23 protein-coding genes are annotated in these 25,474 nt (G+C 73.7%); 14 read left to right on the top strand and 9 right to left on the bottom strand.

Annotated features, from left to right (window positions below; genetic code table 11):
- Nucleotides 1–27 precede the first annotated feature (27 nt).
- Nucleotides 28–1,248 (bottom strand): MFS transporter, encoded by a 1,221-nt coding sequence (locus AB0G13_RS22225; RefSeq protein WP_357877170.1) that lies wholly within the window; start codon nucleotides 1,246–1,248, stop codon nucleotides 28–30.
- A gap of 158 nt (nucleotides 1,249–1,406) precedes the next feature.
- On the opposite strand from AB0G13_RS22225, the gene AB0G13_RS22220 reads away from it, so the two are divergent.
- The 5 genes from AB0G13_RS22220 (at nucleotide 1,407) to AB0G13_RS22200 (ending at nucleotide 9,673) form a co-directional block, all read left to right on the top strand.
- Nucleotides 1,407–2,393, top strand: coding sequence for a LacI family DNA-binding transcriptional regulator (locus AB0G13_RS22220; RefSeq protein ID WP_357877166.1), 987 nt, complete (start codon nucleotides 1,407–1,409; stop codon nucleotides 2,391–2,393).
- A 129-nt stretch (nucleotides 2,394–2,522) separates the two neighbouring features.
- Entirely contained in the window at nucleotides 2,523–3,221 is a 699-nt protein-coding gene (locus tag AB0G13_RS22215) for a phospholipase (RefSeq protein WP_357877163.1), read from the top strand.
- A 145-nt stretch (nucleotides 3,222–3,366) separates the two neighbouring features.
- Entirely contained in the window at nucleotides 3,367–4,296 is a 930-nt protein-coding gene (locus AB0G13_RS22210) for an AraC family transcriptional regulator (RefSeq protein WP_357877160.1), read from the top strand.
- Nucleotides 4,297–4,615: 319 nt separating this feature from the next.
- On the top strand, nucleotides 4,616–8,782 hold the full coding sequence (locus AB0G13_RS22205) for a SpoIIE family protein phosphatase (protein WP_357877157.1): 4,167 nt from the start codon (nucleotides 4,616–4,618) through the stop codon (nucleotides 8,780–8,782).
- Between the two features lie 138 nt (nucleotides 8,783–8,920).
- Nucleotides 8,921–9,673: an HD domain-containing protein gene (locus AB0G13_RS22200; protein ID WP_357877197.1), complete on the top strand. Its 753-nt coding sequence runs from the start codon at nucleotides 8,921–8,923 to the stop codon at nucleotides 9,671–9,673.
- A gap of 45 nt (nucleotides 9,674–9,718) precedes the next feature.
- Here AB0G13_RS22200 and AB0G13_RS22195 read toward each other — a convergent pair whose 3' ends face one another.
- The 3 genes from AB0G13_RS22195 to AB0G13_RS22185 all read right to left on the bottom strand — a co-directional run bounded on the left by AB0G13_RS22195 (nucleotide 9,719) and on the right by AB0G13_RS22185 (nucleotide 12,417).
- Complete coding sequence (locus AB0G13_RS22195; protein ID WP_357877154.1) at nucleotides 9,719–10,651, bottom strand: HNH endonuclease; 933 nt, start codon at nucleotides 10,649–10,651, stop codon at nucleotides 9,719–9,721.
- Between the two features lie 329 nt (nucleotides 10,652–10,980).
- A complete protein-coding gene (locus tag AB0G13_RS22190; RefSeq protein WP_357877151.1) occupies nucleotides 10,981–11,946 on the bottom strand; it encodes a DUF559 domain-containing protein in 966 nt (321 codons plus the stop codon).
- A gap of 231 nt (nucleotides 11,947–12,177) precedes the next feature.
- Entirely contained in the window at nucleotides 12,178–12,417 is a 240-nt protein-coding gene (locus AB0G13_RS22185; protein WP_357877194.1) for a winged helix-turn-helix domain-containing protein, read from the bottom strand.
- A 322-nt stretch (nucleotides 12,418–12,739) separates the two neighbouring features.
- Between AB0G13_RS22185 and AB0G13_RS22180 the strand changes: the two genes are divergently transcribed.
- From AB0G13_RS22180 to AB0G13_RS22170, 3 genes are all read left to right on the top strand, one after another.
- Nucleotides 12,740–13,033, top strand: a complete 294-nt coding sequence (locus AB0G13_RS22180) for a DivIVA domain-containing protein (protein ID WP_357877148.1) — start codon at nucleotides 12,740–12,742, stop codon at nucleotides 13,031–13,033.
- Nucleotides 13,027–13,335 carry a hypothetical protein gene (locus AB0G13_RS22175; RefSeq protein WP_357877191.1) on the top strand — a complete coding sequence of 103 codons (309 nt, stop codon included), beginning with the start codon at nucleotides 13,027–13,029 and terminating at the stop codon, nucleotides 13,333–13,335. Before AB0G13_RS22180 ends, AB0G13_RS22175 begins: the two co-directional genes overlap by 7 nt.
- Nucleotides 13,336–13,578: 243 nt before the next feature.
- Nucleotides 13,579–14,826 carry a M14 family zinc carboxypeptidase gene (locus tag AB0G13_RS22170; RefSeq protein WP_357877145.1) on the top strand — a complete coding sequence of 416 codons (1,248 nt, stop codon included), beginning with the start codon at nucleotides 13,579–13,581 and terminating at the stop codon, nucleotides 14,824–14,826.
- 84 nt (nucleotides 14,827–14,910) lie between these two features.
- On the opposite strand, the gene AB0G13_RS22165 is transcribed toward AB0G13_RS22170, so the two are convergent.
- The 3 genes from AB0G13_RS22165 to AB0G13_RS22155 all read right to left on the bottom strand — a co-directional run bounded on the left by AB0G13_RS22165 (nucleotide 14,911) and on the right by AB0G13_RS22155 (nucleotide 16,772).
- The gene (locus AB0G13_RS22165) at nucleotides 14,911–15,537 is read right to left on the bottom strand and encodes a hypothetical protein (protein WP_357877143.1); all 627 of its coding nucleotides are present in this window, start codon (nucleotides 15,535–15,537) and stop codon (nucleotides 14,911–14,913) included.
- 111 nt (nucleotides 15,538–15,648) lie between these two features.
- Entirely contained in the window at nucleotides 15,649–15,777 is a 129-nt protein-coding gene (locus AB0G13_RS22160; RefSeq protein ID WP_357877141.1) for a hypothetical protein, read from the bottom strand.
- 620 nt (nucleotides 15,778–16,397) lie between these two features.
- Nucleotides 16,398–16,772, bottom strand: a complete 375-nt coding sequence (locus tag AB0G13_RS22155) for a hypothetical protein (protein ID WP_357877138.1) — start codon at nucleotides 16,770–16,772, stop codon at nucleotides 16,398–16,400.
- A gap of 192 nt (nucleotides 16,773–16,964) precedes the next feature.
- Between AB0G13_RS22155 and AB0G13_RS22150 the strand changes: the two genes are divergently transcribed.
- The 5 genes from AB0G13_RS22150 to AB0G13_RS22130 are packed head-to-tail and all read left to right on the top strand — an operon-like array spanning nucleotide 16,965 to nucleotide 21,951.
- Nucleotides 16,965–17,696 (top strand): FCD domain-containing protein, encoded by a 732-nt coding sequence (locus AB0G13_RS22150; protein ID WP_357877135.1) that lies wholly within the window; start codon nucleotides 16,965–16,967, stop codon nucleotides 17,694–17,696.
- The gene (locus tag AB0G13_RS22145) at nucleotides 17,668–18,708 is read left to right on the top strand and encodes an NAD(P)-dependent oxidoreductase (RefSeq protein WP_357877133.1); all 1,041 of its coding nucleotides are present in this window, start codon (nucleotides 17,668–17,670) and stop codon (nucleotides 18,706–18,708) included. The genes AB0G13_RS22150 and AB0G13_RS22145 overlap by 29 nt, the downstream gene beginning before the upstream one ends.
- A 16-nt stretch (nucleotides 18,709–18,724) precedes the next feature.
- Nucleotides 18,725–20,047, top strand: a complete 1,323-nt coding sequence (locus tag AB0G13_RS22140; RefSeq protein ID WP_357877130.1) for an MFS transporter — start codon at nucleotides 18,725–18,727, stop codon at nucleotides 20,045–20,047.
- A gap of 18 nt (nucleotides 20,048–20,065) precedes the next feature.
- On the top strand, nucleotides 20,066–20,959 hold the full coding sequence (locus tag AB0G13_RS22135; protein WP_357877127.1) for a transketolase: 894 nt from the start codon (nucleotides 20,066–20,068) through the stop codon (nucleotides 20,957–20,959).
- The gene (locus AB0G13_RS22130; protein WP_357877124.1) at nucleotides 20,956–21,951 is read left to right on the top strand and encodes a transketolase C-terminal domain-containing protein; all 996 of its coding nucleotides are present in this window, start codon (nucleotides 20,956–20,958) and stop codon (nucleotides 21,949–21,951) included. Before AB0G13_RS22135 ends, AB0G13_RS22130 begins: the two co-directional genes overlap by 4 nt.
- A gap of 118 nt (nucleotides 21,952–22,069) precedes the next feature.
- Here the strand turns inward: AB0G13_RS22130 and AB0G13_RS22125 are convergent, their stop codons facing one another.
- Complete coding sequence (locus tag AB0G13_RS22125) at nucleotides 22,070–23,695, bottom strand: anibiotic ABC transporter (protein WP_357877121.1); 1,626 nt, start codon at nucleotides 23,693–23,695, stop codon at nucleotides 22,070–22,072.
- Nucleotides 23,692–24,663: an ABC transporter ATP-binding protein gene (locus AB0G13_RS22120; protein ID WP_357877118.1), complete on the bottom strand. Its 972-nt coding sequence runs from the start codon at nucleotides 24,661–24,663 to the stop codon at nucleotides 23,692–23,694. The genes AB0G13_RS22125 and AB0G13_RS22120 overlap by 4 nt, the downstream gene beginning before the upstream one ends.
- Nucleotides 24,664–24,770: 107 nt before the next feature.
- Between AB0G13_RS22120 and AB0G13_RS22115 the strand changes: the two genes are divergently transcribed.
- The coding region (locus AB0G13_RS22115; protein ID WP_357877115.1) for a helix-turn-helix domain-containing protein at nucleotides 24,771–25,474 on the top strand (704 nt) is incomplete at its 3' end.

The following is a 25,474-nucleotide window of genomic DNA, read 5'->3' as shown; positions in this document are numbered from 1 at the left end:
GGGGTGTGAGTGCCCTGCCAGGTGACGTCAGCGGGCCGGCGGGCGGGTGGCCGGCACCAGGGCGAGGGTGGGCAGCAGCAGCACCGGCACGACGAGCAGGGCGTGCAGCGTACCGACCCGGTCGCCGAGCAGGCCGAGCAGCGGCGGGCCGGCGAGGAAGGCCGTGTACCCGATCACGGCGACCACGCTGACCCGGGCCGGCGCCCGCTGCTCGTCGTCAGCCGCCGCGCTCATCCCGACCGGAAAGCCGAGCGACGCGCCGATCCCCCAGAGCGCGACCCCGGCGATCGCCACCGGCCCGGAGCCGGCGAGCACCGCCACGCCCGCGCCGAGCGTGGCGAGCAGGATCGTGCCGGACAGGACGGGCACCCGGCCCCACCGGTCCAGCGCGACGGTGCCCACGGTGCGGCCGAGGGTCATGCCGACGACGAAGACGCCGAAGACGCCCGCCCCGGCCGCCTCGCCGAGGTCGTGTCCGTCGATGAAGGCGACGGCCAGCCAGTCGTTCGCGCTGCCCTCGGCGAACGCCGACACCAGCACCAGCAGGCCGATGAGCAGGGTGCGCGGCTCCCGCCAGGCGGCCAGCAGGTCGCGGCGGCGCTCGGCGGAGGCGGCCGACGCGGAGGCCGTGCCGCCCTCGGCCGCCGGCAGGAACGACCGGACGGCCAGCAGCGTGCCGAGCAGCACCACCGCCGCCAGCGCGGCGAGGTGCGCGGCGACCGGCACGTCGAGGCGCGCCGCTCCGGCGCCGAGCCCGGCGCCGGCCACGGACCCGAGGCTCCACGCCGCGTGGAAACGGGGCATGACCGTGCGCCCCAGCCGCCGCTCGACCGCCGCGCCCTCGACGTTCATCGCCACGTCGCAGATGCCGGAGCCGTAGCCGAGGGCGCACAGCCCCACCGCGACCCCGGCCAGCGAGCCGGCCAGGGCGGCGACGCCGGTCACGGTCAGCCCGGCCGCGACGACGAGGGTGGAGAGGGCGACCGTGCGGACCGCCCCGAGTCGCTGGGCCACCAGGCCGGCGGTGGGCATCGCGAGCAGCGCGCCGACGGACATGGCGAGCAGGAGCAGCCCGAGCCGACCCGCGCTGAGCCCGAGCGCGTCGCGGGCGGCGGGCACCCGGGAGAACCAGGTGGCCACCGCCAGGCCGTTGAGCGCGAACACCACGGCCACGCCGGTGCGGGCGGCCAGCACCGCCCGGGGTACGGCCGGGGGCGGCGCGGCGGGCGGGGCGGCGGTGTGGCTCACGATGGCGGTCCTCTCGCCTCGGGTGGTCTGTCGCCCGATCCCACACCTGAGAGCGCTTTCAGGACAAGCCGGTGCCGCCCCTTACCGTCGGCGCGCCGGAGGGGGATGATTCGGTCGACCGTCCACGCCGCGACGGCCGACCACGGGGAGGACCGGGGATGACGACGACACACCGAGCACCGACCCTGGAGGACGTCGCCCGGGCGGCGGGGGTCTCCCGGGCCACCGCCTCGCGGGTGATCGCCGGCACGGGCTACGCCTCCCCCGCCGCGCGCGAGCGGGTGAACGTCGCCGCCGACCGGCTCGGCTACGCGCCGAACCCGGCCGCCCGCGCGCTGGTCCGGGGTACCGGCGTCCGGCTGGTGGTGGCGGTGACCGGCACCGCCGCGACGGTCCTCGACGACCCGTACGTCCACCGGGTGCTCGGCGCGTGCGCCCAGGTCTGCGCGCCGCACGGGCTCGGGGTGGCGCTGCACTGGCTGCCCACGCGGGCGCCGGGCGAGGTGCGCCGGCTGGCCGAGGACCGCAGCGTCGGCGGGATCATCCTGATCAACACCACCGAGGCGGTGCTGGACGCCGTCCCGGCGGGGCTGCGCGGCCGGGTGGCCTCGATCGGCATCGGCTCCGCCCTCGTCCCGGCCTTCGACGTGGACAACGGCGGCGGCACCGGGGCCGTGGTCCGGCACCTGTACGCCACCGGGCGCCGCCGCATCGCCATGGTGACCGGGCCCCGGTGGCTGTCCTGCGCCGGTCGCTCGGTCGGCGCGTACCGGCGGCTGGTGCGCGACGCCGCCCTGCCGGAGCGGCTGGTGCCGGGGGACTTCAGCGCGGAGCGCGGCCGGGCGGCGGCCCGGGAGGTGCTGGCGCGCTGGCCGGACACGGACGCGATCGTCGGCAGCAGCGACGCGACCGCCCTCGGGGTGATCGACCAGCTGCGCGGCGACGGCGTCCAGGTGCCCGGCGACGTCGCGGTGACCGGCTTCGACGACATCCCGCTCGCCGCGATGACCACCCCCGCGCTGACCACGGCGACCCACCCGGTGACGCAGATCGCCACGGCGGCGGCGACGGCCGTGCTGGGCGGGCGGCCGGTTCCGCCGGCGACGATGTTCCCGTCCCGGCTGGTCCGCCGGGTGAGCGGATGAACCGCCCGGTGAGAGGGGGCACGCCGGTGCCAGGGCCACGCCAGTCCGAGGCGTCCCCGGTGGGATTGGTCGGCGGGCTGGCGGGTAACCGCCCGCGCATGCCCGCCCAGGACGAGGAGCGGTGATCCCGTGGCCGAACCCGCCCCGCCGCACCGGCAGCCGGAGGAGAACCCCCGGCACGGCCGCCTCAGGGCGCGTCCGGCGCCGCCGACCGCCCTGGCCGCCGCCGGGCTGGCGTCGCTGACCGACCCGCGGGGCGCCCCGCTGGCGATGGTGTACGCCCCGCCGCCGGTCGACGGTCCGCCGTACCGGCTGGTGCTGCTCCTGCACGGGGCGGGCGGCTCGGCCCGGCAGGGGCTGGACCTGCTGCTTCCGGTAGCCGACGCGCACCGGCTGCTGCTGGTCGCCCCGAAGGCGGTGGCGAGCAGCTGGGACCTGATCGTCGAGGGCTTCGGGGCGGACGTCCGACGCATCGACGAGCTGCTGGCCACGGCCTTCGCCGGCTACCCCGTGGCGCGAGTGGCGTTCGGCGGGTTCTCCGACGGCGCCTCGTACGCCCTCTCCCTGGGCCTGACCAACGGCGACCTGGTCGACGCGGTGGTGGCCTTCTCCCCCGGCTTCGCCGCGCCGCTGGTCACCCACGGCCGGCCCCGGATCTACGTCTCGCACGGCGCGCAGGACCCCGTCCTGCCGGTCGACGTGTGCAGCCGCCGCCTGGTCCCCCGCCTGCGTTCCCTCGGCTACGACGTCACCTACGACGAGTTCCCGGGCCCCCACGAGATCCCCGAGACCATCCGCACCCGCGCCACCACCTGGCTGACCCCCTGACCCCCCGCCCCACCTCCCCACCCCACCTCCCCGTCGATCATGGGCTTGTGGTGGGCGGTGTGGGACGATCTGCGGATTTTGCGGGGCACCACGACTGCATGATCGACGCGGAGAGGGCCGGCGGGGAGGTGGCTAGGATTCGGGGGTGGATCCGCTGACCGGGCTGTTGGACGGGCCCCGGGCCCGGGGGGCCTTCCTGCTCCGGTCGATGCTGGACCCGCCGTTCGCGCTGCGCATCGAGGACCGCGCCCCGCTGACCGTGGTGGCCCTGGTCCGTGGCGCGGCGTGGGTGGTCCCCGACGACGGCGGGCCGGTCGCGCTCGGGCCGGGCGACGTGGCGGTGCTGCGCGGGCCGGACGGCTACCTCGTGGCCGACGACCCGGCCACCCCGCCGCAGGTGGTCGTCCATCCCGGGCAGCGGTGCACCACGCTGTGGGGCGAGCCCCTGGCCGAGGCGATGGCGCTGGGCGTACGCACCTGGGGCACGGGCGCCAACGGCTCCACGGTGCTGCTGACCGGCACCTACCAGCTGCCCGGCGAGCTGAGCCGGCGGCTGCTGACCGCCCTGCCGCCCCTGCTGGTGGTCGGCGGCGAGGAGTGGCGCAGCCCACTGGTGTCCCTGCTCGCCGACGAGGTCACCCGGGACGCGCCCGGGCAGGAGGCCGTCCTCGACCGGCTGCTCGACCTGGTGCTGATCGCCGCGCTGCGGACGTGGTTCGCCCGCCCCGGCGCCGCGCCCGCCTGGTACGTCGCCGCCGCCGACCCGGTCGTCGGCCCGGCGCTGCGGCTGCTCCAGAACGACCCGGCCCGGCCCTGGACGGTCGCCTCCCTCGCCGCCGAGGTCGGACTCTCCCGGGCGGCGCTGGCCCGGCGCTTCACCGAGCTGGTCGGCGAGCCGCCGATGACGTTCCTGACCGGGTGGCGGCTGGCGCTCGCCGCCGACCTGCTCCGCGAGCCCGACGCCACCCTGGGCGCGGTCGCCCGCAAGGTCGGCTACGGCAGCCCTTTCGCGCTGAGCAGCGCCTTCCGCCGGGTCCACGGCGTCAGCCCCCGCGACCACCGCCTCGCCCGCTGACCGCCCGGACGGTCACCCACTGACCGCCACGGACGGGTCGCCTGCCGACCGCGCGGACGGGTCACCCTGACCGCCCGGACAGGTCGCCCGCTGACCGCCACGGACGGGTCGCCCTGACCGCCAGGGACGGGTCGCGCGTGGGTCGGTGACTGCGGGCGGGTCCCGCGCGGCGACGGCGTCCGCTGAGGTGCGGGTCGGGTCACGTCGATGGACGGTTCGGGCGTGGCCGGTTGGGGCAAGTGACCCCGGCGGGACGATGCGGGGCAGGCCATGGCGGCTGCCTACGACCCGGAATCAGCTCGGGGACAGGGGGCCGGACGTGGATTCGGAGCAGCACGTCGGACCGGCGGACGCCGGGGCGTCCGTCGACGCCCTCTTCGCCGGTGACGACTCGACCAGCGCCGCGCACCGGGCGACCGACTGGGCGGCCACTCCCCTGGGTCCGGTGGAGACCTGGCCGCCGGAGCTGTGCGCGGCGGTGCGCACGGTGCTGCCGTCGAAGATCCCGATGCTGCTGTGGTGGGGCACCGAGCTGGTGCAGATCTTCAACCACGCGTACACCCCGGTCCTCGGCGACAAGTACCCGGCCGCCATCGGCCAGCCGGGCGCGGAGTGCTGGGCCGAGGTCTGGACCGAGCTGGGCCCGCTGACCGACCAGGTGCTCGCCGGCGACGGCGCCACCTACGCGGAGAACCAGCTGCTCCTGCTCGACCGGCACGGCTACCTCGAGGAGACGTACTGGACCTTCTCCTACAGCCCGGTGCGCGCCGGGCACGGCCGGATCCCCGGCATCTTCGTGGCCACCACGGACGTCACCGCCCGGGTGCTGGGTGACCGTCGGCTGGAGACGCTGCGCGAGCTGGGCTCGGTCTCCATCGCGGCGGCGGACACCACCCGCGACGCCGTCCGGGCGTCGGCCCGGGTCCTCACCGGCAGCGCAGCCGACCTGCCCGCCGCGATGATCTACCTGCGTCCCGAGGGCGTGCCGCCGGACCGCGACCCGGCCGGCCGCGCACCGGGCGGCAGCCCGTGGTCCGACGCGGACGACCTCGTCCTGGCCGCCTCGGTCGGCGTGGCCGAGGACGACGCCGCCGCGGGCCCCGGCTGGCTGGCGCAGATCGACGAGGTCACCCGCACCGGCCGCCCCGCGCGGGTCCGGGGAGTGGCCCTGCCCGGCGACCCCCGCGCCCGGGCCGGGGCCGTCGCCGGGGTGCCGGTGGACGAGGTGGTGGTGCTGCCCCTGCTGGCCACCGGGCACACCCGCCCGGCCGGCGTGCTGGTCGCCGGCATCAGCCCCTTCCGGGAGCTGGACCAGGCGTACCGGGGCTTCCTCGACCTGGTCGCCAACCGGGTCTCGACGGCGCTGGGCGACGTGCTGGCGTACGAGGCCCAGCGCCGCCGCGCCGCCGCGCTGGCCGAGCTGGACGCGGCGAAGACGGAGTTCTTCACCGACGTCAGCCACGAGCTGCGCACCCCGCTGACGCTGATCGCCGGGCCGGTGCGGGAGAGCCTCGCCGACCGGCGGGAGCCGCTCCCGCCGGGCCAGCGCGAACGCCTGGAGCTGGTGCACCGCAACACCGGCCGGCTGCGCAAGCTCGTCAACGACATGCTCGACTTCGCCCGCCTGGAGAGCGGCCGGCTGGACGCGGATCGGGGGGAGACCGACCTTCCGGCGCTCACCGCCGGGGTCGCGGAGTCCTTCGCGTACGCCATGCGCCAGGCAGGACTGAGCTACCGGGTCGAGGTCGAGGCGCTGCCGCGCACCGCGTACGTGGACCGCGACATGTGGGAGAAGGTGGTGGTCAACCTGCTCTCCAACGCCTTGAAGTACACCATGTCCGGGGCGGTGCGGCTGCGGCTGCGGGGCGACGACGAGCGCGTCACGCTGACCGTCGACGACACCGGCGTCGGCGTCCCCGCCGACCAGCAGCCGCTGCTGTTCCGCCGCTTCCACCGGGTGAAGGGTGCCGCCGGGCGGTCGCAGGAGGGCACCGGCATCGGGCTGGCGCTCGTGCAGGAGATGGTCCAGCTGCACGGTGGTGAGGTCAGCGTGCGCTCGGTCGAGGGCGAGGGCTCGACGTTCACCGTCCGGCTGCCGTACGGCCGGGCCACCGCCGCGACCACCGCGCCTCACGAGCCGGCCCACGAGGCGTACGTCGCCGAGGCCCTGCACTGGCTCCCGGCGGCCGCGCCCGCCCCGGCGGACCGGACCGACGGCGACGCCCGGGACACCGCGACGGTGCTGGTGGTGGACGACAACGCCGACCTGCGCGCGTTCCTCGCGAGCCTGCTCGCACCCCACTACCGGGTGGTCGTCGCGGCCGACGGCCGCGAGGCGCTCGACCGGATCGCCGAGCGGGTGCCGGACCTGGTGCTGACCGACGTGATGATGCCCCGCCTGGACGGCTTCGGGTTGGTCCGGGCGCTGCGCGTCGACCGGCGTACGGCCGGGCTGCCGATCATCGTGCTCTCCGCCCGCGCCGGCGAGGAGGCGGCGGTGGAGGGGCTGCGGACCGGGGCCGACGACTACCTGGTCAAGCCGTTCTCCGCCGAGGAGCTGTTGGCCCGGGTGGGCGCGCACCTGGAGCTGGCCCGGTTGCGCACCGAGGAGGCGACCTGGCGGGCGGCGCTCATCGAGTCGTTGCAGGACGCGTTCGCCGTCGTCGACGCCGACGGCGCCCTGGTCGAGGCGAACGAGGCGTTCTGCGACCTGGTCGGCACCGCCCGGCTGGCGGCGCCGGTCGCGCCGCCGCACCCCTGGTGGCCGGAGGCCGACGCCGCGCCCGCCGACCGGCGCCTGCTGATCGACGTGCTGCGCACCGCGCGGGGCTCCGACCGGGGGCGGGTCACCCTGCCGCTGCGGCACGCCGACGGGCAGCGGATCTGGGCCGAGGCGGTCTACAACTCGCTGCGGGAGCCGCGTACCGGCCGCCGCCTCTACGTCGCCACGCTGCGGGACGTGACCGCCGAGGTGCGGGCCGCCGCGCGGCAGTCCGCCCTGGCCGCGCTCTCCGGTCGGCTCGCCCGCGCCACCGACGTGGCCGAGGTGCTCGACGCCGGCCTGTCCGAGCTGTGCACCCTGCTGGACGGCACCCGTGGCCTGGCGGTCTGCGCCGACGCCGCCGGCACGCCGCTGGTGGTGACCCAGGGCCTGACGCTGACCGCGCAGGTGCAGCGGGCGCTCGACGGGCTGGCCGCGGAGAGCGAGCCGCAGCTGTTCCTCGACGACGTGGGCCGGGTGACCGCGGTCGGGGCGCGCGTCGAGCCGGGCGGGGCAGCCAGCGGGGTGTGGCTGGAGCTGGATCCGCCCCGGTCGGTGCCGACGGTGGACCGGCCGCTGGTGCGGCAGCTCTGCGCGGCGCTGGCCCAGGCGCTGGTCCGCGCGCGGGCCTTCGAGACCCAGCGGACGGTGGCCCTGGCCATGCAGCGGGCGATGCTCGGCCCGGTCGACCTGCCGGCCGGCTTCGCGACCCGCTACCAGCCGGCGGTGGCGCCGCTGGAGGTGGGCGGCGACTGGTACGACGTGGTCCAGCTCCCCGGCGACCTCGTCGGCGTGGTGGTGGGCGACGTGGTGGGACGGGGCCTGCCCGCCGCCACCGTCATGGGTCAGCTGCGCAGCGCCTCGCGCGCCCTGCTCCTGCAGGCCAAGAGCCCCGCCGAGGTGCTCTCCGCGCTGGACGACTTCGCCCGCATGGTGCCCGGCGGGGCCTGCACCACCGTCTTCTGCGCCATCATCGACCGCTCGCTGGGCGTGCTGCGCTACTCGTCGGCGGGCCACCCGCCGGGCATCCTGGTGCACCCGGACGGCTCCGCCGACCTGCTGACCCGCGCCGGGTCGGTGCCGCTGGCCAGCGTGGCGGTGCCCGGCCGGCCGGAGGCGGGGGCGCAGCTGCGGCCCGGTTCGACGCTGCTGCTCTACACGGACGGGCTGGTCGAGCGGCGTCGGGAACTGATCGACGCCGGCATCTCCCGGGCGGTCGCCGCGCTCACCCAGGGCCGCGAGCTGCCCGAGGGGGCGCTGGCCGACCGGATGGTCCGGGACCTGCTGCCCGACACCCGCAACGACGACGTGGCGGTGCTGGTCTACCGGCATCGCGAACCGGCGGTCTTCGCCGCGACGCTGACCGCCGACCCGGGCCAGCTCGCGCCGACGCGGGAGGCGCTGCGGGAGTGGCTGACCGGCCTCGGCATCGGTGAGGCCGACGTCGACGCGGCCCTGATCGCGGCCGGCGAGGCGTGCGCCAACGCGATCGAGCACGGCTACCGGTTCGCCCCGGACGCGTCGGTCACCGTCCGGGGGCGGCTGCGCGCCGACCGGCTGGAGATGGTCGTCAGCGACACCGGCGGGTGGCGGGAGGCGCCCCCCGACGACAGCGAGCGCGGCCGTGGCCGGCTGATCATGGCCCGGTTGATGGACGAGGCCACCGTGGACGGCAGCGCCGACGGCACCACCGTACGCCTGGTCAAGCGCGTCTCCGGCACCTGACCGGACGCCGCCGGCCAGGTCGCGGTGGCCGACGGCCCTGGGTCCCGGCGTCGCGGTGGCCGGCGGTCGTGGGGTCCCGGCGTCGGGTGGCCGACGGCAGGGACCCCCGGGAGGGTGAAGATCGGCTATAAGTGGCGGATGGAGTTTCCCGCCTACCTGGCCACCATGCCGATGCACGCGATCACCGAGATCCACGGCGAGCCCGGCCTGCTGGCCCGGTTCCGGCTGGAGCTGCGCGCGTTCGACGAGGCCGCCCGGGGCCGGCTCACCGAGGCCCTCGACCTGGCCGCCGAGCTGCACCGCGACGACCGGCGGGTACGCGAGCCCTACCTGAACCACCTGCTGCGGGTGGCGATCCGGATGATGCACCACTACCAGGTCCGCGATGTCGACGTGATCGTCGCCGGCCTGCTGCACGACGCGGTGGAGGACCACCCCGACGAGCTGGCCGCCACGCCCTCCGGCGAACCTGCCGGGGCGCACGACGGCGAGGACGCCACCGCCGCCGCCCTGGCCGTGCTCGCGGCACGCTTCGGCCCGCGGGTGGCCCGACTGGTCGGCGCGGTCACCAATCCGGCGTACGACCCGGGCCGGGACAGGCACGTCCAGTACCGGGAACACGTGGCGGCCAGCCTGGACCGGGAGCCGTGGGCCCGGGTCATCAAGATCTCCGACTTCACGGACAACGGGGTGGGCGTCATCCACACCGTCGGTCCGAAGGTGACCTCGTCGGCGCGCAAGTACCGGCCGCTCGTGCCGGTCTACCGGGACCTCGTCACCCGACCGGACACCCCCCTGTCGGCGCCCGTGAAGGAGCACATCCTCGGGCAGCTCGACCTGGCCGAGGAACGCTTCAGCGCCATCCTCGACGAACCGCCCCACCCGAACTGACGGTGTCTTCCACGATCGGTTGACGTTCGACCTCGGCTACCGGGATCAGGCCGCCTTGTACACGGTGTCGAGGTGCCATTCCAGGAACTCCGCGTTCGGTCGGTCGGCCCGGCGATCCGGAACAGCTATCTGCTCGCCCGCCTTGGCATAGAACTGGTCCCCATTGCCGAACTCGCTGCGGAGCCGAGGGCTCACCACGAGGCGGTACTTCGGATCCACGCCCAGGTAGCCCTTGTCGAAGAGGATGTGCACGTCCGACTTCAGGAGCAGGCCGTTGTCCAGGCGGTGCTCGCCGCCCTTCGGCAAGGGCCGGATGTGCGCGGCCTGCAACACCGGCTGGACCCTGTTGCCGGTGATCGCGCAGCGCCGGCCGTACGCACCGAGCACCACAGCCTTGAACGACTGCTGGCCCAGCCGCTGGGGCACCAGCCGCGGGTCCCCGTACACCGGGCCGGGACGATGCCAGGGTGCATTGAGGTCGAGCTCGACCGTCGTGCCGATCAGGCGATGGATCAGCAGTTCGAAGTAATCGCCCCAGGCGGCATCCGCAAGGTCGTACGTCTTGCCCTGCACCACGTTCGACTTGAACTCCGGCGGCGGGCCGACGGTGGACTCGTCGGGAAAGAAGGTCGCGTCACGCACGAAGATGCAGCCGATGACGGGATCCTCGTCGGGCGCGATCGGCTGCCTGCGGTATCGACCGACACTGCGGCGCATCTCCTCGATGCTCGCCGCCCCGTTGGCCTCCCCGAACAACTCCCACGCCTCGGAGATTCGTAGCTGGGTGAAGCCACTGAAGAAGCCTCCACCGACGACACGGTTGAGAGGATGGTGGGCCTTGAAGAAGAAGGGCTCGCCGACTGTGAGCGCGCGAAACCCGCCGCCCGACGGCCGCCAGAAGTTGACCTCGTTCAGCTCGGGACGGGCCGCCAGAAAGCGGTACCACTTCTCATCCGTGACCCCCACGAAGGCCTTCACGCCGACAAGCGTGCCTCTACGTTGATCTCCGCGCCACCCGCCGAACGGCCGACGCCTCCACAAGGGACACGATCAGGGCCACCGCACCTTCAACTCGTGGGATCTGACGTCGGCGTCGCGCCAGTTCTGCACTCCTCGCATGGCCCCGACCCGGCCCTCGGCGTCCGGCCCCCGGCTTCCGGCCATCGGCTTTGGCTCGATCACTCGCATGATCGGTTGATGACCAGCCGGAGCGCGAGGATGGATTTCACCGGTCACCCTGTCAAGCGCTCGTGTCGGCAGAACTGTGCCGAGACGGGCCGCCGCTCACTCGGTCGAGGTTGCCGCCCTCAACTTGGGATCCGCGTGACGTCCTGTCTGCGGCGGGTCGCGAGGATGGCGAGCTTCTCGCGACGCACCTCGTCGGGTTCGTGGAACAGCCGGCGGTGGGTGAAGCGGACGACGAGTATGCCCTTGGTCGCCAACAGTGCGTCGCGTCGCAGGTCGATCTCGCGTTCCCGCGGGTCCGCGTGGGTCGTCGCGCCGTCCAGCTCGATGTCGACCAGCTCGGCCTCGGCGAACAGATCGAGGTAGACGACCTGTCCGCCCAGTCGCACCCGCACCTGCCGCTCGAACGCCGGCATTCCCGGCCCGACGAAGACGTGGTCGTGTCCCCATATCTCCAACGGACTTCGGCAGCCGGCGGCGAGCCGGTCCAGCAGCCCTCGCAGTGCGGCACGATCCGCCAGCTTCGGCGCGGTCGCCAACGCGGCGGCGATCCGCTGCGGGGTGGTCAGGCGGTCGTTGACCGCCCCGATGAGGGGTGCCGGCCGGTCCATCGGAGGCAGCAGCGGCCAGGCGTCGACGAGCGTCCGGTCCAACCGGGTGACCGGCTCGCCGTCGCGTACCAGCGTATGAGGTGGCTCCGGAGCGAAGGACCGGCGATGGTGAACGACCAGATGCGGCCCGCTGCGCAGCCCCGCCCCGATCGGCACGTTCAGGTGTACCGGTTCGCCGGGCGGCTGACTGCGCAGCTTCCACACGTCCAGGGCGGTGAGGTGGCTCAGGGCGCCGCGTCCGCCCGTGTAGGCCACGGCCGCCCGACGGGCCAGGAGCGGGGTGACCCGGGCCAGCGGCGGCGCGCTCTCCACGCCGTCGACCAGAGCGGCGTCCACGTAGACCCCGGGCAGCAGCCGGAACAGGCGTCCGGAGCGCGACGCGTCCTCCAGCACCCAGCGCGGGAGCACCTGGGGGGCGGCGCGTCGGGTGACGAGCCCGCCGTTGCGGTTGGCCAGGGCCCGCAGCACAGAGTTCACGCCGTCGACCGTGCCGGACTCGGCCACCACCTGCCACGTGGCCCCGCGACCGCTGTGGACGACGGCTCCGCTGTGGACAACCCCCACCCGCGCCCGAGACCGTGCTAAAGCGCCGATGATCGTTTGTCGATCGCCCGGAAGCCACCCACCATTCTGGCCGGGCTTGCAGCAAGTGATCGAGCGCCGTTCGCCGCTGGACAACCCGGTGACCGAAGAAGAGCGACGCCCCGATCAGGGCTCCCGCATCCAGAGCTTCGGGTCGTTGACGAAGACACCCTTGCCCTGGTGTCGCCAGATCACTCGCAGCGCTTCGAGCCGCACGTAGACCTGCTTGACGGTCGACGGGCTGACTTTGTGTGTCGTGGCGAGCTGCGTGATTGAGGGCAGCTTGTCGCCCGGCTTGAGCTTCTTCGCTCTGATGTCGGCGACGATCTCGTCGGCGATGCGGATGTAGTCGGCAGTGATTGGCATGACTCCCCCTGCGTGGCACGCCAATTCGATCACGCAACGACACCTCGCAACAACTCATCGTTTGACTCCGGTGACTGGGACAGCTAAGTTGAGGACCGCCTCTCCCCTTGCGTGGCAACAAGGAGCAGAGGCGTCCCCCTGGTCGGGGCGGGTGCCCGTGCCGGTCCCGGCCCCGTCCGGCTGCTCTGCTGTCGTACCGCTGAATCGGGCTGCGGCGGCCGAGCGGGCGGGTCGTCCGCAGCCCCCTCGCGGACGACCCGCCCTTCCAGACCTCACCGCGCGGAGCCTGCGCGTTCCCGCCTGCCCCCGAGAGAGGATTGTCATGGCTCAGGTGTACCGAGGCGCTCAGCCCCATCCCGCCGGCTACCCGGGCCGGTTGACGCCGCACGAGGTGCGGACCCGCGAGTTCGCCGCGCGCCGGCGCGGTGTCGACCCCGTGGAGGTACGCGAGTTCCAGGCCCGGGTGTCCGACGAGCTAACCATGCTCAACGAGACGGTACGGCTGCTCACCCAGGAGAACGACCGGATCAGGCGGGCGCTGCGCGACTGGCAGACCATGCACGCGCGGGAGTGCCGGCCGCCGGAGGAACAGCACCGCAATTCCGGTCACTGGTGACCGCCTGCCCTTCCCCCGGTGACCTGCTCGTCGTCGACGGCCGGGCCTCCGTGCAGTTCGCCGGGGATCGCGCCCTGACCTTCCGCGTCGTCTCGGTCGCCGACCAACCGACGTACGCCGGCTGGATCTGGCTGACCGGCTACGTCCTCGACCGTCGCGGCGAGGCGACCGCCAAGCGCGAGATCTACGTGCGACTGGCGGGGCTGCGGCCCGCCACCAGCACCCCAGATCCGAGGCGTCCCGCTGCGACCTGTTCGCGCGCGCTTCGGCAAGCGGTGAAGATGGCGACGAATTCGCGGTGAGGAGCGCCTGGCGCTGTACCGCGCGATCGGCACGGCGGGCGGCCTCCCCTACGCGCCGGGCGGCAGGACCCCTACGTCGGCCGGAAACATGCATTTAACTCGGGAAACTCCCTGCTTTCTATTGCGATCCGCCGTTTGCGCAGGTCAAGATCGCCAGAGGAAGAGGTGGTCCGCTCCCCGAGCGTCACCGGCGCTCTCCTGCGCCTCGCTCGGTGGTTGGTGGATCCACGAGAGGAGTACCGCGTGCGAGTTCACACAATGTCGACGATCCTCCGATCCCGCGCAGCCCTGGCCGCCGCCGTGACGGCCGCGCTGGCCGGTTCGATGCTCACCCCTCCGGCCGTCTCCGCTGCCGCTCCCGAGGGACCGGGGCAGGGGAGCTGCAAGGTCGCCGAAGACCCGTCCTGGTCGGGCTGGCTCGACTACGAGCAGGTCGGCGACCAGCTGGCGCAGATCGAGCGCACCAGCGGCGGCCGGGTGGACGTCGAGGTGGTCGGACGCTCGCCGGAGGGCCGGGATCTGTATGCGGCCCGGGTCGGCACCGGCGACAAGGTACTGCTGGTCACCAGCGCGATCCACGGCAACGAGCGCACCGGCACCGAGGCGCTGCTCAACATCCTCAAGCACCTGGGCAGCGCCGGTGACACGCAGACGCGACAGATCCTCAACGAGGTCACCTTCGTCGCCATGCCGATGACCAACCCCGACGGCGGCGAGCTCAACCGGCGCATCAACGTACAGTCCTGGGACGAGACGGTCGCGGAGTTCCCGCAGCTCGCCGGCGCCCCGCGCGCCTGGTACCACCGGCTCAACGGCGACGGCATCGACCTGCCCGGCTACGACCTGAACCGGGACTTCAACCCGGACCTCGACTACGTGCCGAGCGCCGCCGACCTGCCGGGCCGCGACACCGACGCCGGGTTCTTCCTCGCCCCCGAGTCACGGGCCGTCCGCGACGTCTACGTGGATCTGCGGGAGGAGAAGGGCGCCGTCGACGCGTACATCGACCTGCACCACATGGGGCCGTGCAACCGGATCACCGGCGGTGAGCAGGACGGCAACCTGATCAACGTCACGCTCGACTACCCGCCGCTGGGCGTGCAGGACGGCGCCGCGTACAAGGCGGAGTGGCCGGCGCTGGACCAGGACAAGTCCCGCCGATACGCCCTCACCGTCGCCAACGGCATGCTCGCGAAGTACGGCAGCCAGTCGAAGCTCGCGGCCATCGGCCGGTACCTCCACCCGGACGCCCGGGAGTACGCGGGCCAGGGTCGCTCGGCGTTCGCCCTCAACGGCACCGGCACCGTGCTGTTCGAGGTGCGCGGCCAGCAGGACGACCTGGGCCAGAAGCAGCACGGCATGCTCGTGCAGAGCGTGCAGACGGGCATCGAGTCGCTGGTCAGCGGCCTGGCCGACGGCACCGTCGACCGGGTCGACGGTGACGACTTCTTCGACCTGCCCGACTACGGCTGGGACACCACGAACGACTGACGATCCTTGACGGCTGGCGGCCCCCGGAGCAGAAGCTCCGGGGGCCGCTGGCGTCGGCTGGACGACGTGCTGACCGCCAGGTCGTCAACCGTCGGTGTGGCCGAGTTGGTCCTGTCGTTCGCCCGGGCCCGCAGGGCGCGAGGGCCCACAGGAGTCGCAGACACCGCTCTTCGGAAGCTGCACGAAGCAGGTGGCACACACCGGCTGGCGAGGCTCCGGGGCCTGATCGCGTCGGCGCTTCAGGGTCTCCCGCAGCTTCGGCGCCAGCGCGGGCACGCCGCCACCTGCCGGAAGAACCGCCCCGAAGTGGCGGTAGCAGGCCAGCCGGGCATGGGCGGCGTGGTCCTCCCGGGCGATCTCGTCCGCCACGGGCGGCTCCCCGATGATCCGGAGGACCTCGTCGTATCCCGGGCCGACCATTCCGTCGTCGACCCGCACGACCAGTGCGCTCAGCGGCGGCTCGCCCCGGCGACGCGCCTCACGGATGACCCGGTTGAGGACGTTTCCGACCCAGTTCTGCAGCAGGGCCGACGTCTTGATGCCCGAGGCCGCCTGGAATCTGTCCCGCAGCTCGCCGTAGGTGATGACCGCGTGATAGCTCCGCGCCACCTCGACCAGGAGGTCGTACGCGTGCTCGGCCCAGATGTCCCATGCTTCCTGCGCGCTGACCTGGTCGCCGTTCTCCCGCCAGTACCCACGCTGTCGCACCACGGTCGCCTCCTGCCCGGGCGGTGCCGGCCGCCTCGCCTCGAGAGCGTAGGGGCCGCCGTACGATCGCGGTGTCCCGGCCGCGCCACGGCACACCGGCGGCTGCACGCCCGCTCAGCCGGCGGGCGGCGGGTTCCCGGGCAGCGGCAACTCCTCCGCGTAGCGGTCGACCAGGTCCCAGACGCGGGAGTCGATCCAGTAGCCGGAGTGGCGGCCGAGGACGGGTGGCTGTTGGCCGTGCACGTGAAGTAGGCGGGGAAGCCCCAGGCGTACATCACCGCCAGCAGGCCGAGCCCGGCGACGGAGAGCGCCGCCGCCCGCCCGATCCGGGACGGCGTCAGCAGCAGCACCGCGCCCAGAGCGGCCGCCGCGGCGAGCCAGGTCACCACGGTGGCCAACCCGTCGTACGTCGGCATCGCACCCGCCGCCAGGGGGATCGACCGGGCGGTGTACGCGGTGATCCAGCCGACGAAGCCGCAGGCCGCACCCAGGTGCAGCAGCGCGAGCCGGGCGACGCTGCCGCCACCGTTGAAGAAGTCGGGGTCGGTCAGGCCCACCCCGGGCCGGGCCGGCGTCACGTCGCTCATCGCCCGCAGGGACTCTCCCCGCTGCGGTGGAGGAACCTGCTCGTAGCGGGACAGGGACCGGCCGCTGAGGACCAGCAGTCCGACCGCGACCAGCAACGGCACCAGGGCGCCGACGAGGACCCGCCGCGCCGGATGGTCAACGAACCCGTCGGTGTGCAGCCACCGCAGCCACCACCGGTCGGCGCAGGCGGCCCGGACGCCGCGCTGGTAGGCGACGACGTCCATCGCGGTCATCGCCACGAGCAGCAGCAAATTGGCCGTCAGGCCCAGCGCCGCTCAGCGGACCACCGCGCGGTGCACCCGGAACCGGAGCGCGCCACGCCACGCCGTCGGCGTGCACATCCAGCCCGCGACGTTGACCAGCGTGAACGGCAGCAGCAGCAACCACAGCACGCGGATGGCACTGCGCGAGGTCAGCCCGCCCCAGGAGTACGCCTCGACGTGCCGCCCCTTGACGTCGGCGGTGCGGAAGAAACCGGTCACCCCGTCGCCGGAGACGAGTTGCGGCGCCACGTCGGCGAGCAGGTTCTCCGGTGTCGTGCCCCCGACCCCGTGCAGCCGCAGTTCCGTCACGCCGTCGAGCGCGACGGCCGGTGGCACCACACCCGACGGCCGCTCCACCGGACGGTCGTCGTGCTTCTGCACCGGCATCCCACAGACCCTAACTACTGCAAGTCACGAACACCTTACTTTAAGCAGCCATCACGCCATCAAAGGGCGATGGCGGGAAGGCGCGCCCCCCACCCCCTGCCGCAAAAAGGTTGGACCAATTTGTTGACCCGCACGTAACGCCGACATAATCTCGGGGCATTGGTACGACCAATCTCACACGGAGGTGGGCGGATGGGCATCGACCTGGCGCTGCTGGTGCAAAGCCTCGCCGAGCGGGCGAGCCCCGAGCCGTCGACCGGCCGCCTCCGCCTGCCCACCGAGCGCGAGCTGGTCACGTCGTTGGACGTCAGCCGGGGCGCGCTGCGGGAGCAGCTGTCGATGCTGGAGATCCTCGGGTTCCTCGACCGCACGCAGGGCCGGGGTTCCTACCTCGACGTGCCGGACGCCAGCTTCATCCAGCTCTACTTCGACCTCTGCCGCCAACTCGGTCACCTGAGCCACGACCAGTTCACCTCGGCCCGGGAGATGCTGGAGATGTCGGTCGCGGAGGCCGCCGCCCGGATGGCCACGGCCGACGACGTCGACGCCCTGCGGAACCTCGTCGACGAGATGATCCAGGCCAGCGCCGCCGGTGAGGACGACCGCGCCCTGGAAGCGGACCTGGAGTTCCACCGCAAGCTCTACCGGATCGTCGACAACCCGATCTTCACCCTGCTGCACGACGGCCTGAGCCACGCGCTGCGCGACGAGGTCGTCGAGCGCCGCCGGCGTGCCGCCGAGCGGGAGCCCCTGCAGGCGGGCAAGACCAGGGTGATCGACACCGTGCACTACGGGATCGTGGAGGCGATCGGCGAGCGCGACGGCGAGGGCGCCCGGATCGCGATGCGCCGGCACTTCACGGTCTGGTCCTCCCTCACCACCTCCCCTGACGCCGGTGCGTCGGCCGGGAAGCCCGGCCGGTAGGCCCACCGCCTACTGCCCACAGAACTGCACACCCACCCGTGACGCGGCGTTCCCGGCCGCGCACAGGGTGGCCGCTACCCGAAAACAGCCTGACCACAGAGGCGCCGCCCGGCGCCGGACCGAAGGGACAGCGATGAGCAACCCCAGCGTCGTCTTCGTCGGCATCGGCGCCATCGGCCTGCCGATGGCGAGCCGACTGGTGGCCGCCGGCCACCGGGTTACCGGCGTGGATCCGGTGCCGGCCGCCCGGGAACGTGCCGAATCCGCCGGTCTGACCGCCGTCGACCGGTTCGCCGCCGCACCCGGGGCGGACTTCGTGGTGGTCATGGTCGCCACCCCCGCCCAACTGGAGGCCCTGGTCACCGAGGCGGTGGCCGCGGACCTGACCGGGCAGCGGTGGATCGTGATGAGCACGGTGGGCCCGGACGCCGTACGCCAGCAGGCCGAGCGGCTCGCGGCGGCCGGCGCGCGGGTGGTCGACGTACCCGTGACCGGCGGGGTGGCGCGGGCCCGCACCGGCGAGCTGACGCTGTTCGCCTCGGGCGCCGCAACCGACGTCGACGCCGCCCGGGTCGTGCTCGACCGGTTCGGCACCGTCCGGCCGGTGGGCGAGACGGTCGGCGACGGCCAGGCCATCAAGGTGGTCAACCAGCACCTCTGCGCGGTGCACATCGTGGCGGCCGCCGAGGCGCTCGCCCTGGCCGGGCGGCTCGGGCTCGACCGGGAACAGGTGCTCTCCCTGATCGAGCAGGGCGCGGCCGGCTCCTGGATGCTCTCCGACCGCGGGCCCCGGATGCTGCGGGGCACCGACGTCGAGGTCACCAGCACGATCAACATCTTCGTCAAGGACAGCGGCCTCGTGGCCGCCGCCGCCCGCGCCGCCGCCGCGGACACCCCGCTGCTGGACATCGCCCGGGCGCGCTACCAGCAGGCCGCCGACGCGGGGCTGGCGACGCGCGACGACTCGCGCGTCATCGAGACGTACCCGTCCCTCACCGACCCCCACCGGTAATTGCAAGGAGCAGGACATGAGTGCGGCAACCGGCGTGGCCACACGCCAGGACAACCCCGGCAAGGTCTCCTTCGCCTCGATGATCGGCACGGCCGTCGAGAGCTACGACTTCTTCATCTACGGCACCGCGTCAGCGGCGTACTTCGGCACGGTCTTCTTCCACACGGAGGAGAAGCTCGTCGGTGTGCTCGCGTCATTCGCGACGCTGGCCATCGGCTTCCTCTTCCGCCCCCTCGGCGGCTACCTCGCCGGGCACTACGGTGACCGGCTGGGCCGCAAGACCATCCTGATGTGGTCGCTCATCGTCATGGGCGTGGCGACCGTCCTGGTCGGCGTGCTGCCGACGTACGGCCAGGTGGGGGTGATCGCGCCGATCCTGCTGATCCTGCTGCGGATCGTCCAGGGCATCGGCTTCGGCGCCGAGTGGGGCGGCGCGGTCCTGATGGCCGTCGAGCACGCCCCGGCCCGTCGCCGCGGCTTCTTCGGCGCGGTGCCCCAGATCGGCATCCCCGCCGGGCTGCTGCTGGCCAACGGCGCCTTCCTGCTCAGCGAGGCGCTGCTCGAGGGCAGCTGGGTGTGGCGGGCGCCGTTCCTGTTCTCCATCGTGATGGTCGGCGTCGGCCTGTTCATCCGGATGCGGGTCGCCGAGTCCCCCGACTTCACCGCGATGAAGGCGAACAACGAGATCCGCAAGGCCCCGGCGCTGGAGGTGCTCCGGCGGGACTGGCGGGTCATCCTCAAGATCGTCACGCTCCGCCTGGCGGAAACCGGCGGCTACTACGTCACCACCAGCTTCATGCTCTCGTACGTGGTGCTGGCCGAGCTGACCGACAAGCAGAACGTGCTGATCGGCACGATGGTCGGCTCCGCCCTCGGCCTCGGCAGCCACCTGCTGTTCGGCGCGCTGTCCGACCGTGTCGGCCGCAAGCCGGTCTTCCTGATCGGCTCTGTCTTCACCATCGCCTTCGGTATCCCGATGTTCCTGCTCATCAACACCGGGGCGGTCATCATGGTGATCGTCGCGGTGGCCCTGGGGCTGCTGCTGAGCCACGACCCCATCTTCGCCGTCGAGTCGTCCTGGTTCTCCGAGCAGTTCCCCCGCGACGTCCGCTCGTCCGGCATCTCGCTGGGCTACAACGGCGCCTCCCTGGTGGCCGGCCTGCTGCCCTTCGGGGCGACCGCCCTCTACGGCTGGATCGGCTGGATCGGGCCGGCGGTGCTGTTCATGCTGCTCGGCGTCGTCTCCACGGCCGCTGCCGCCTTCACGCCCGAGACGGCGCCGGCCAAGGTCGGCGACGCCCAGGCCACACCGCCCCAGACCCGACCCGCCCTCGTCTGACCGAAGGACTTGAACCACGTGACCACCATCAGCGAACCGCGATCCGACGCCCGGGCCGCCCTGCCGGCACGGGCCGCGCGGGTGCGCGACGCGGCGTACCGGATGCGACACCACGCCCTGAACATGGGCGAGGCCCAGGGGCAGGGTTACGTCGGTCAGGCGCTCGGCGCCGCCGACGTGCTGGCCGCCGTCTACGTCGACCAGCTGCGCCACCGGCCCGACGACGTGCACTGGCCGGACCGGGACCGGTTCCTGCTCTCCACCGGCCACTACGCCATCGCGCTCTACGCCGCCCTCGCCGAGGCGGGCATCGTCCCGGTCGAGGAACTGCAGACGTACGGCTCGGACGGCTCGCGCCTGCCGATGTCCGGCATGGCCTCATACACCCCGGGCATGGAGATTTCCGGCGGCTCGCTGGGGCACGGGCTGACCGTCGCGGTGGGCATGGCGCTCGGCCTGCGCCACCAGGGCCGCGACGCGCGGATCATCAATTTCCTCTCCGACGGCGAGCTGAACGAGGGCTCGACGTGGGAGGCGGCCATGGGGGCGGCGCACCACCGGCTGGGCCACCTGACGGCGCTGGTCGACATGAACGCGCTGCAGGCCGACGGCCGGACGGAGTCCGTGCTCCAGATCGAGCCGGCCGAGCAGAAGTGGGCGGCGTCGGGCTGGTTCACGCAGCGGGTCGACGGCAACGACGTCGAGGCGCTGCTCACGGCCTTCGACGCGGTCGCCGCGCAGGCCGAGTCGCACGGGCGCCCCTCGGTGATCCTCTGCGACACCCGGATCGGGCGCGGCGTGCCGCTGCTCGAGACCCGCGAGAAGGCGCACTTCATGCGGATCGACGCGGACGAGTGGGAGCTGTGCCGCCAGCAGTTGACGGCAGGACACCAGGCAGGAGAGGCACGATGACCAGCGCGACGGCACCGAAGCGACTCACCACGTCGGCGATGATCGCGTCCTTCGCCGACCCCGGTCAGAAGACCGCGGACGCGCCCTTCGGCCACGCCCTGGCCGCGCTCGCCGAGCAGGACCAGCGGGTCGTCGGGCTCACCGCCGACCTGGGCAAGTACACCGACATGCACATCTTCGCCAAGGCCCACCCGGAGCGGTTCTTCCAGATGGGCATGGCCGAGCAGCTGCTGCTGGGCGCGGCGGCGGGCATGGCCGAGGTCGGCCTGGTGCCGTTCGCCTCGACGTACGCGGTGTTCGCCGCGCGGCGGGCCTACGATTTCCTCTGCCTGGACATCGCCGAGCCGAACCTGAACGTCAACATCGTCGGGGGCCTGCCCGGCCTCACCACCGGCTACGGCCCCAGCCACCAGGCGACCGAGGACATCGCGATCTTCCGGGGCATGCCGAACCTGACCATCGTCGACCCGTGCGACTCGGTCGACATCGCCCAGGCGGTGCCCCAGCTCGCCGCGAGCGACGGGCCGACCTACCTGCGCCTGCTGCGCGGCAAGGTGCCGACGGTCCTCGACGAGTACGACTACACGTTCCGGCTCGGAAAGGCCGCCGTGCTGCGCGGCGGCGCCGACGTCGTGCTCGTCTCCAGCGGCCTGATGACCATGCGGGCGTTGCAGGCCGCGGAGCGGTTGGCGCGGCATCGGGTCGACGTGGCGGTCGTCCACACGCCGACGATCAAGCCGTTCGACAGCGAGACCGTCCTGGCCGAGGTCGACAGCGACCGGCTGGTGCTCACGCTGGAGAACCACACGGTGGTCGGCGGGCTCTTCGAGACGGTCGCCTCGGCCGTGGTCCGGGCCGGGCTCGGCAAGCGGGTCGTGCCGGTCGCGCTGCCGGACGAGTTCCTGGCCGCGGGTGCCCTGCCGACGCTGCACGACCGGTACGGCCTGGCCACCGATTCCGTGGTCCAGAAGGTACTCGCCGAGCTGGGCTGACCGCCGGCCGGCACCCCGCTGACCGCGCGGCGTCCGGAGGAGCCCCCGCCCGAACCGGGGAGCACCTCCGGACGCCCCGCTCCCTTCGCGGGCGTCCGGCGTCTTCGTACCCGGGCGGTCAGCTCGGGACGTCGCGGCGACGGAAGCCGGCCGTCCCGGCCGCGAGCAGTGCCACCGCCACCCCCGTCAGCACGACCAGCGGCAGCGCCGCCGGGTCGACCGCCGGCGCCGACGGCACATGGGTGTACGGCGACAGGTTCAGCGCCGCCTGCGGCAGGTCGAGCACCGCGCCCAACTGCCCGAGCAGCAGGAACACGATCAGCGCCGCCCAGGACAGCACCACCGACCAGCGGGGCAGCAGGCCGAACAGCGCCGTCACCACCCCGGCGACCACCAGCAGGGCCGGCAGCCGCACCAGCGCCGCCCCGCCCAGCTCGACCGCCCGGCCGACGGGGTCGCCGGCGACCAGGCCGTAGCCGAGCCCGGTGGTGAGCCCGCCCAGCAGCACCAGGGCGAGCGCGCCGAGCGTCGCCGCGGCGACCTGGGTGGCCAGCCAGCGGGTGCGGCCGACCGCGGTGGCCAGCACCGCCTCCAGCACCCCGTCGGTCTCGTCGCCGCGCGTGCGCAGCAACGCCTGCACGACGTACGCCCCGATGGTCAGCGCGAACAGCCCCAGCATCGCCGCCAGGTACGCGTCGATCAGCCGCGCGCCGCCGCCCATCGCGCTGATCGCCTCGGCGGCGGCCGGGTTCTCCTCGATCATGGCGTTGAACTCGTCGCCGGCGATGCCCATCGAGAACCCGAGCACCGCCACCCCGACCGCCCAGCCGAGCAGCGCGCCGCGCTGCAACCGCCAGGCCAGCCCGGCGGGGCTGAGCAGCCCGGGCGCGGCCGTGGCGGGCCCGCGCCGGGGCGCGACGAGCCCGGCGCCGATGTCCCGCCGCTCGGCGAGGGCGTAGGCGCACGCCACCCCGGCGACCAGCAGCGCGACGGGCAGCGCCAGCACCCACCAGCGTTCGCCGCCGAAGGCGCGGACCTGGTTGCCCCAGCCGAGCGGCGAGAGCCAGGACGGCCAGGCGCTGACCACCCGCAGGCCGCCGTCGGTCTGCTCGCCCAGGACGTCACCGGCCGCGCGGAGCAGGAAGGCGACACCGACGGCGGCGGCGGCGAGCGCGTTGGCGCCCCGGGAGGTGACCGACAGCTGGGCGGTGACGGCGGCGACGCCGGTGAACGCCACCCCGACGCCACCGACGGCGGCGGCCGCGGCGACGGAGCCGGCGAGCGGCAGGCCGGCGCCGGCCAGGGCGGCGGCGAGCAGGACCGTGGCGGCCACGTTCGCCGTGACGACCACCAGCAGGGCGGCGGTGAGCAGCGCGTACCGGCCGACGACGGAGGCGCCGAGCAGCTCCGCCCGGCCGGTCTCCTCGTTCTGCCGGGTGTGCCGCACCACCGCGAAGGTGCTCAGCAGCGCGGCGAGCAGGGCCAGCGTCACGTACGTCTCGGCGACCACCACCGCGCCGAGGTCGGTGCCGACGATCGGCCCGTTGAACGCGCGGGCGACCAGGCTGGACGCCGACGTGCTGGCGTACCCGACGCGGGCCGCCTCGTCCGGGTAGAAGCCCTTGACGCTGCCGGCGAGGGCGTAGCCGAGCAGGGGCGTGCCGAGCACCCAGACGGCGAGCCGGACCCGGTCGCGGCGCAGCACGAGCCGGGCGAGCCGCCCGGTGCCGGTGAACGCGCTCACCGGGCACCCGCCGGGCGGTCGGCGCCGGGGCGGTGGCCGTCGGTCGGGCCCGCCACCGGCGCGGAGGGGCCGGCGGCGACGGCGGGGCGCTCGTCGCCGTAGTGGCGCAGGAACAGCTCCTCCAGGGTGGGCGGGGCACTGGTCAGCGCGCGGACGCCGAAGCCGACGAGGTGCCCGAGCAGTTCGTCGAGGTGGGCGGGCTCGACCTCCAGGTGGGTGCGCCCGTCGACCTCGCGCACCTCGTGGACGCCGGGCAGGGCGTCCAGGCCCGTCGCCGGTCGCGCGGTCTCCACCGTCACCGCCGTACGCGTCAGGTGGCGCAGCTCGGTCAGGGTGCCGGACTCGACGGTGCGGCCCTCGCGGATGATGCTGACCCGGTCGCAGAGCGCCTCGACCTCGGCCAGCACGTGGCTGGAGAGCAGGACGGTGGCGCCGTCGTGCTTGAGTTGGCGGACCTCGTCCTGGAACACGGCCTCCATCAGCGGGTCGAGCCCGGAGGTCGGCTCGTCGAGCACGTAGAGCTCGACGTTCGAGGCGAAGGCGGCGACGATGGCGACCTTCTGCCGGTTGCCCTTCGAGTAGGTGCGGCACTTGCGCGTCGGGTCGAGGTCGAAGCGCTCCAGCAGAGCGTCGCGGCGGCGCCGGTCGAGGCCGCCGCGCAGCTGGCCGAAGAGGTCGATCGCCTCGCCGCCGGAGAGGTTGGGCCAGAGGTTCACGTCGCCGGGCACGTACGCCAGGCGGCGGTGCAGGGCGACCGCGTCCCGCCAGGGGTCGGCGTCGAACACCCGCACATCGCCCGCGTCGCGGCGCAGCAGGCCGAGCAGGACGCGGATGGTGGTGGACTTGCCGGAGCCGTTGGGGCCGAGGAAACCGTGCACCTCCCCCGCCCCGACCCGCAGGTCGAGCCCGTCGAGCGCACGGACGCTGCCGAATGTCTTGACCAGGTCGTCGATGGAGATGACGGGCATGACCCCTCCTGCCGCTGGTGGTGCCGACGGCTCCACTGTACTGACCGCTGGTCAGGCGAATCAACAGTGTCGCCTGCCACCGGTCAGTCGCGGCTAGGCTTGCCGCCATGACCGTCGAGGCGCCCGACGACACGCGTACCCGGATCCTGCGCGCCGCGCTCGACCTGTTCGCCGAGCACGGCTACCAGCGCACGCCGCTGCGGCAGATTGGCGAGCGGCTGCGGCTGACCAAGGCCGCGATCCTCTACCACTTCCCCACCAAGGAGCACCTGCTCACCGCCCTGATCGAGCCGCTGGTGTCCGACCTGGAGGCGCTGCTCGACGCGGCCGAGGCGGGGCCGGCCGAGCGCGCCCGCTGGGCGGTGCTGGAGGGCTGGGTCGAGACGATGCTGACCCATCGCCGCCCGCTCGGCATGCTCTTCCACGACATCGCGCTGATCACCCGGGGCGACACCTTCCACCGTCTGATGCGGATCGCGATGCGGGCCAACGACCTGATCGCCGGGGTGGACGCGGGGCGCCGGGAGCGGGTGCGGGCGGTGCAGGCGGTCGCCATGTGCAGCGACCCGGTCGTCTTCTTCGCCGACGTACCGGACGAGGTGCTGCGGGCCGACATGCTCGACGGCGTACGCCGGCTGCTCGGCGACCCGGTCGGCACCGGCCCGGCCGGCGACGCGGCCACGGCGGCCGACGGGAGCGCGGGCGCACCGGCGCTGGCCGGTGGCGCGGGCACGCCGGCCGGCGCGGGCGCGGGCTCGGCGGCCGGCCCTGGCGCGGGTACGCCGACTGCCGGCGGTGGTGCGGGTACGCC

Source organism: Micromonospora sp. NPDC023633, from assembly GCF_040640035.1.
Taxonomy (GTDB): domain Bacteria; phylum Actinomycetota; class Actinomycetes; order Mycobacteriales; family Micromonosporaceae; genus Micromonospora.
Note: the sequence above shows the minus strand (reverse complement) of the source record. Positions and strands in the feature narration are given on the sequence as shown.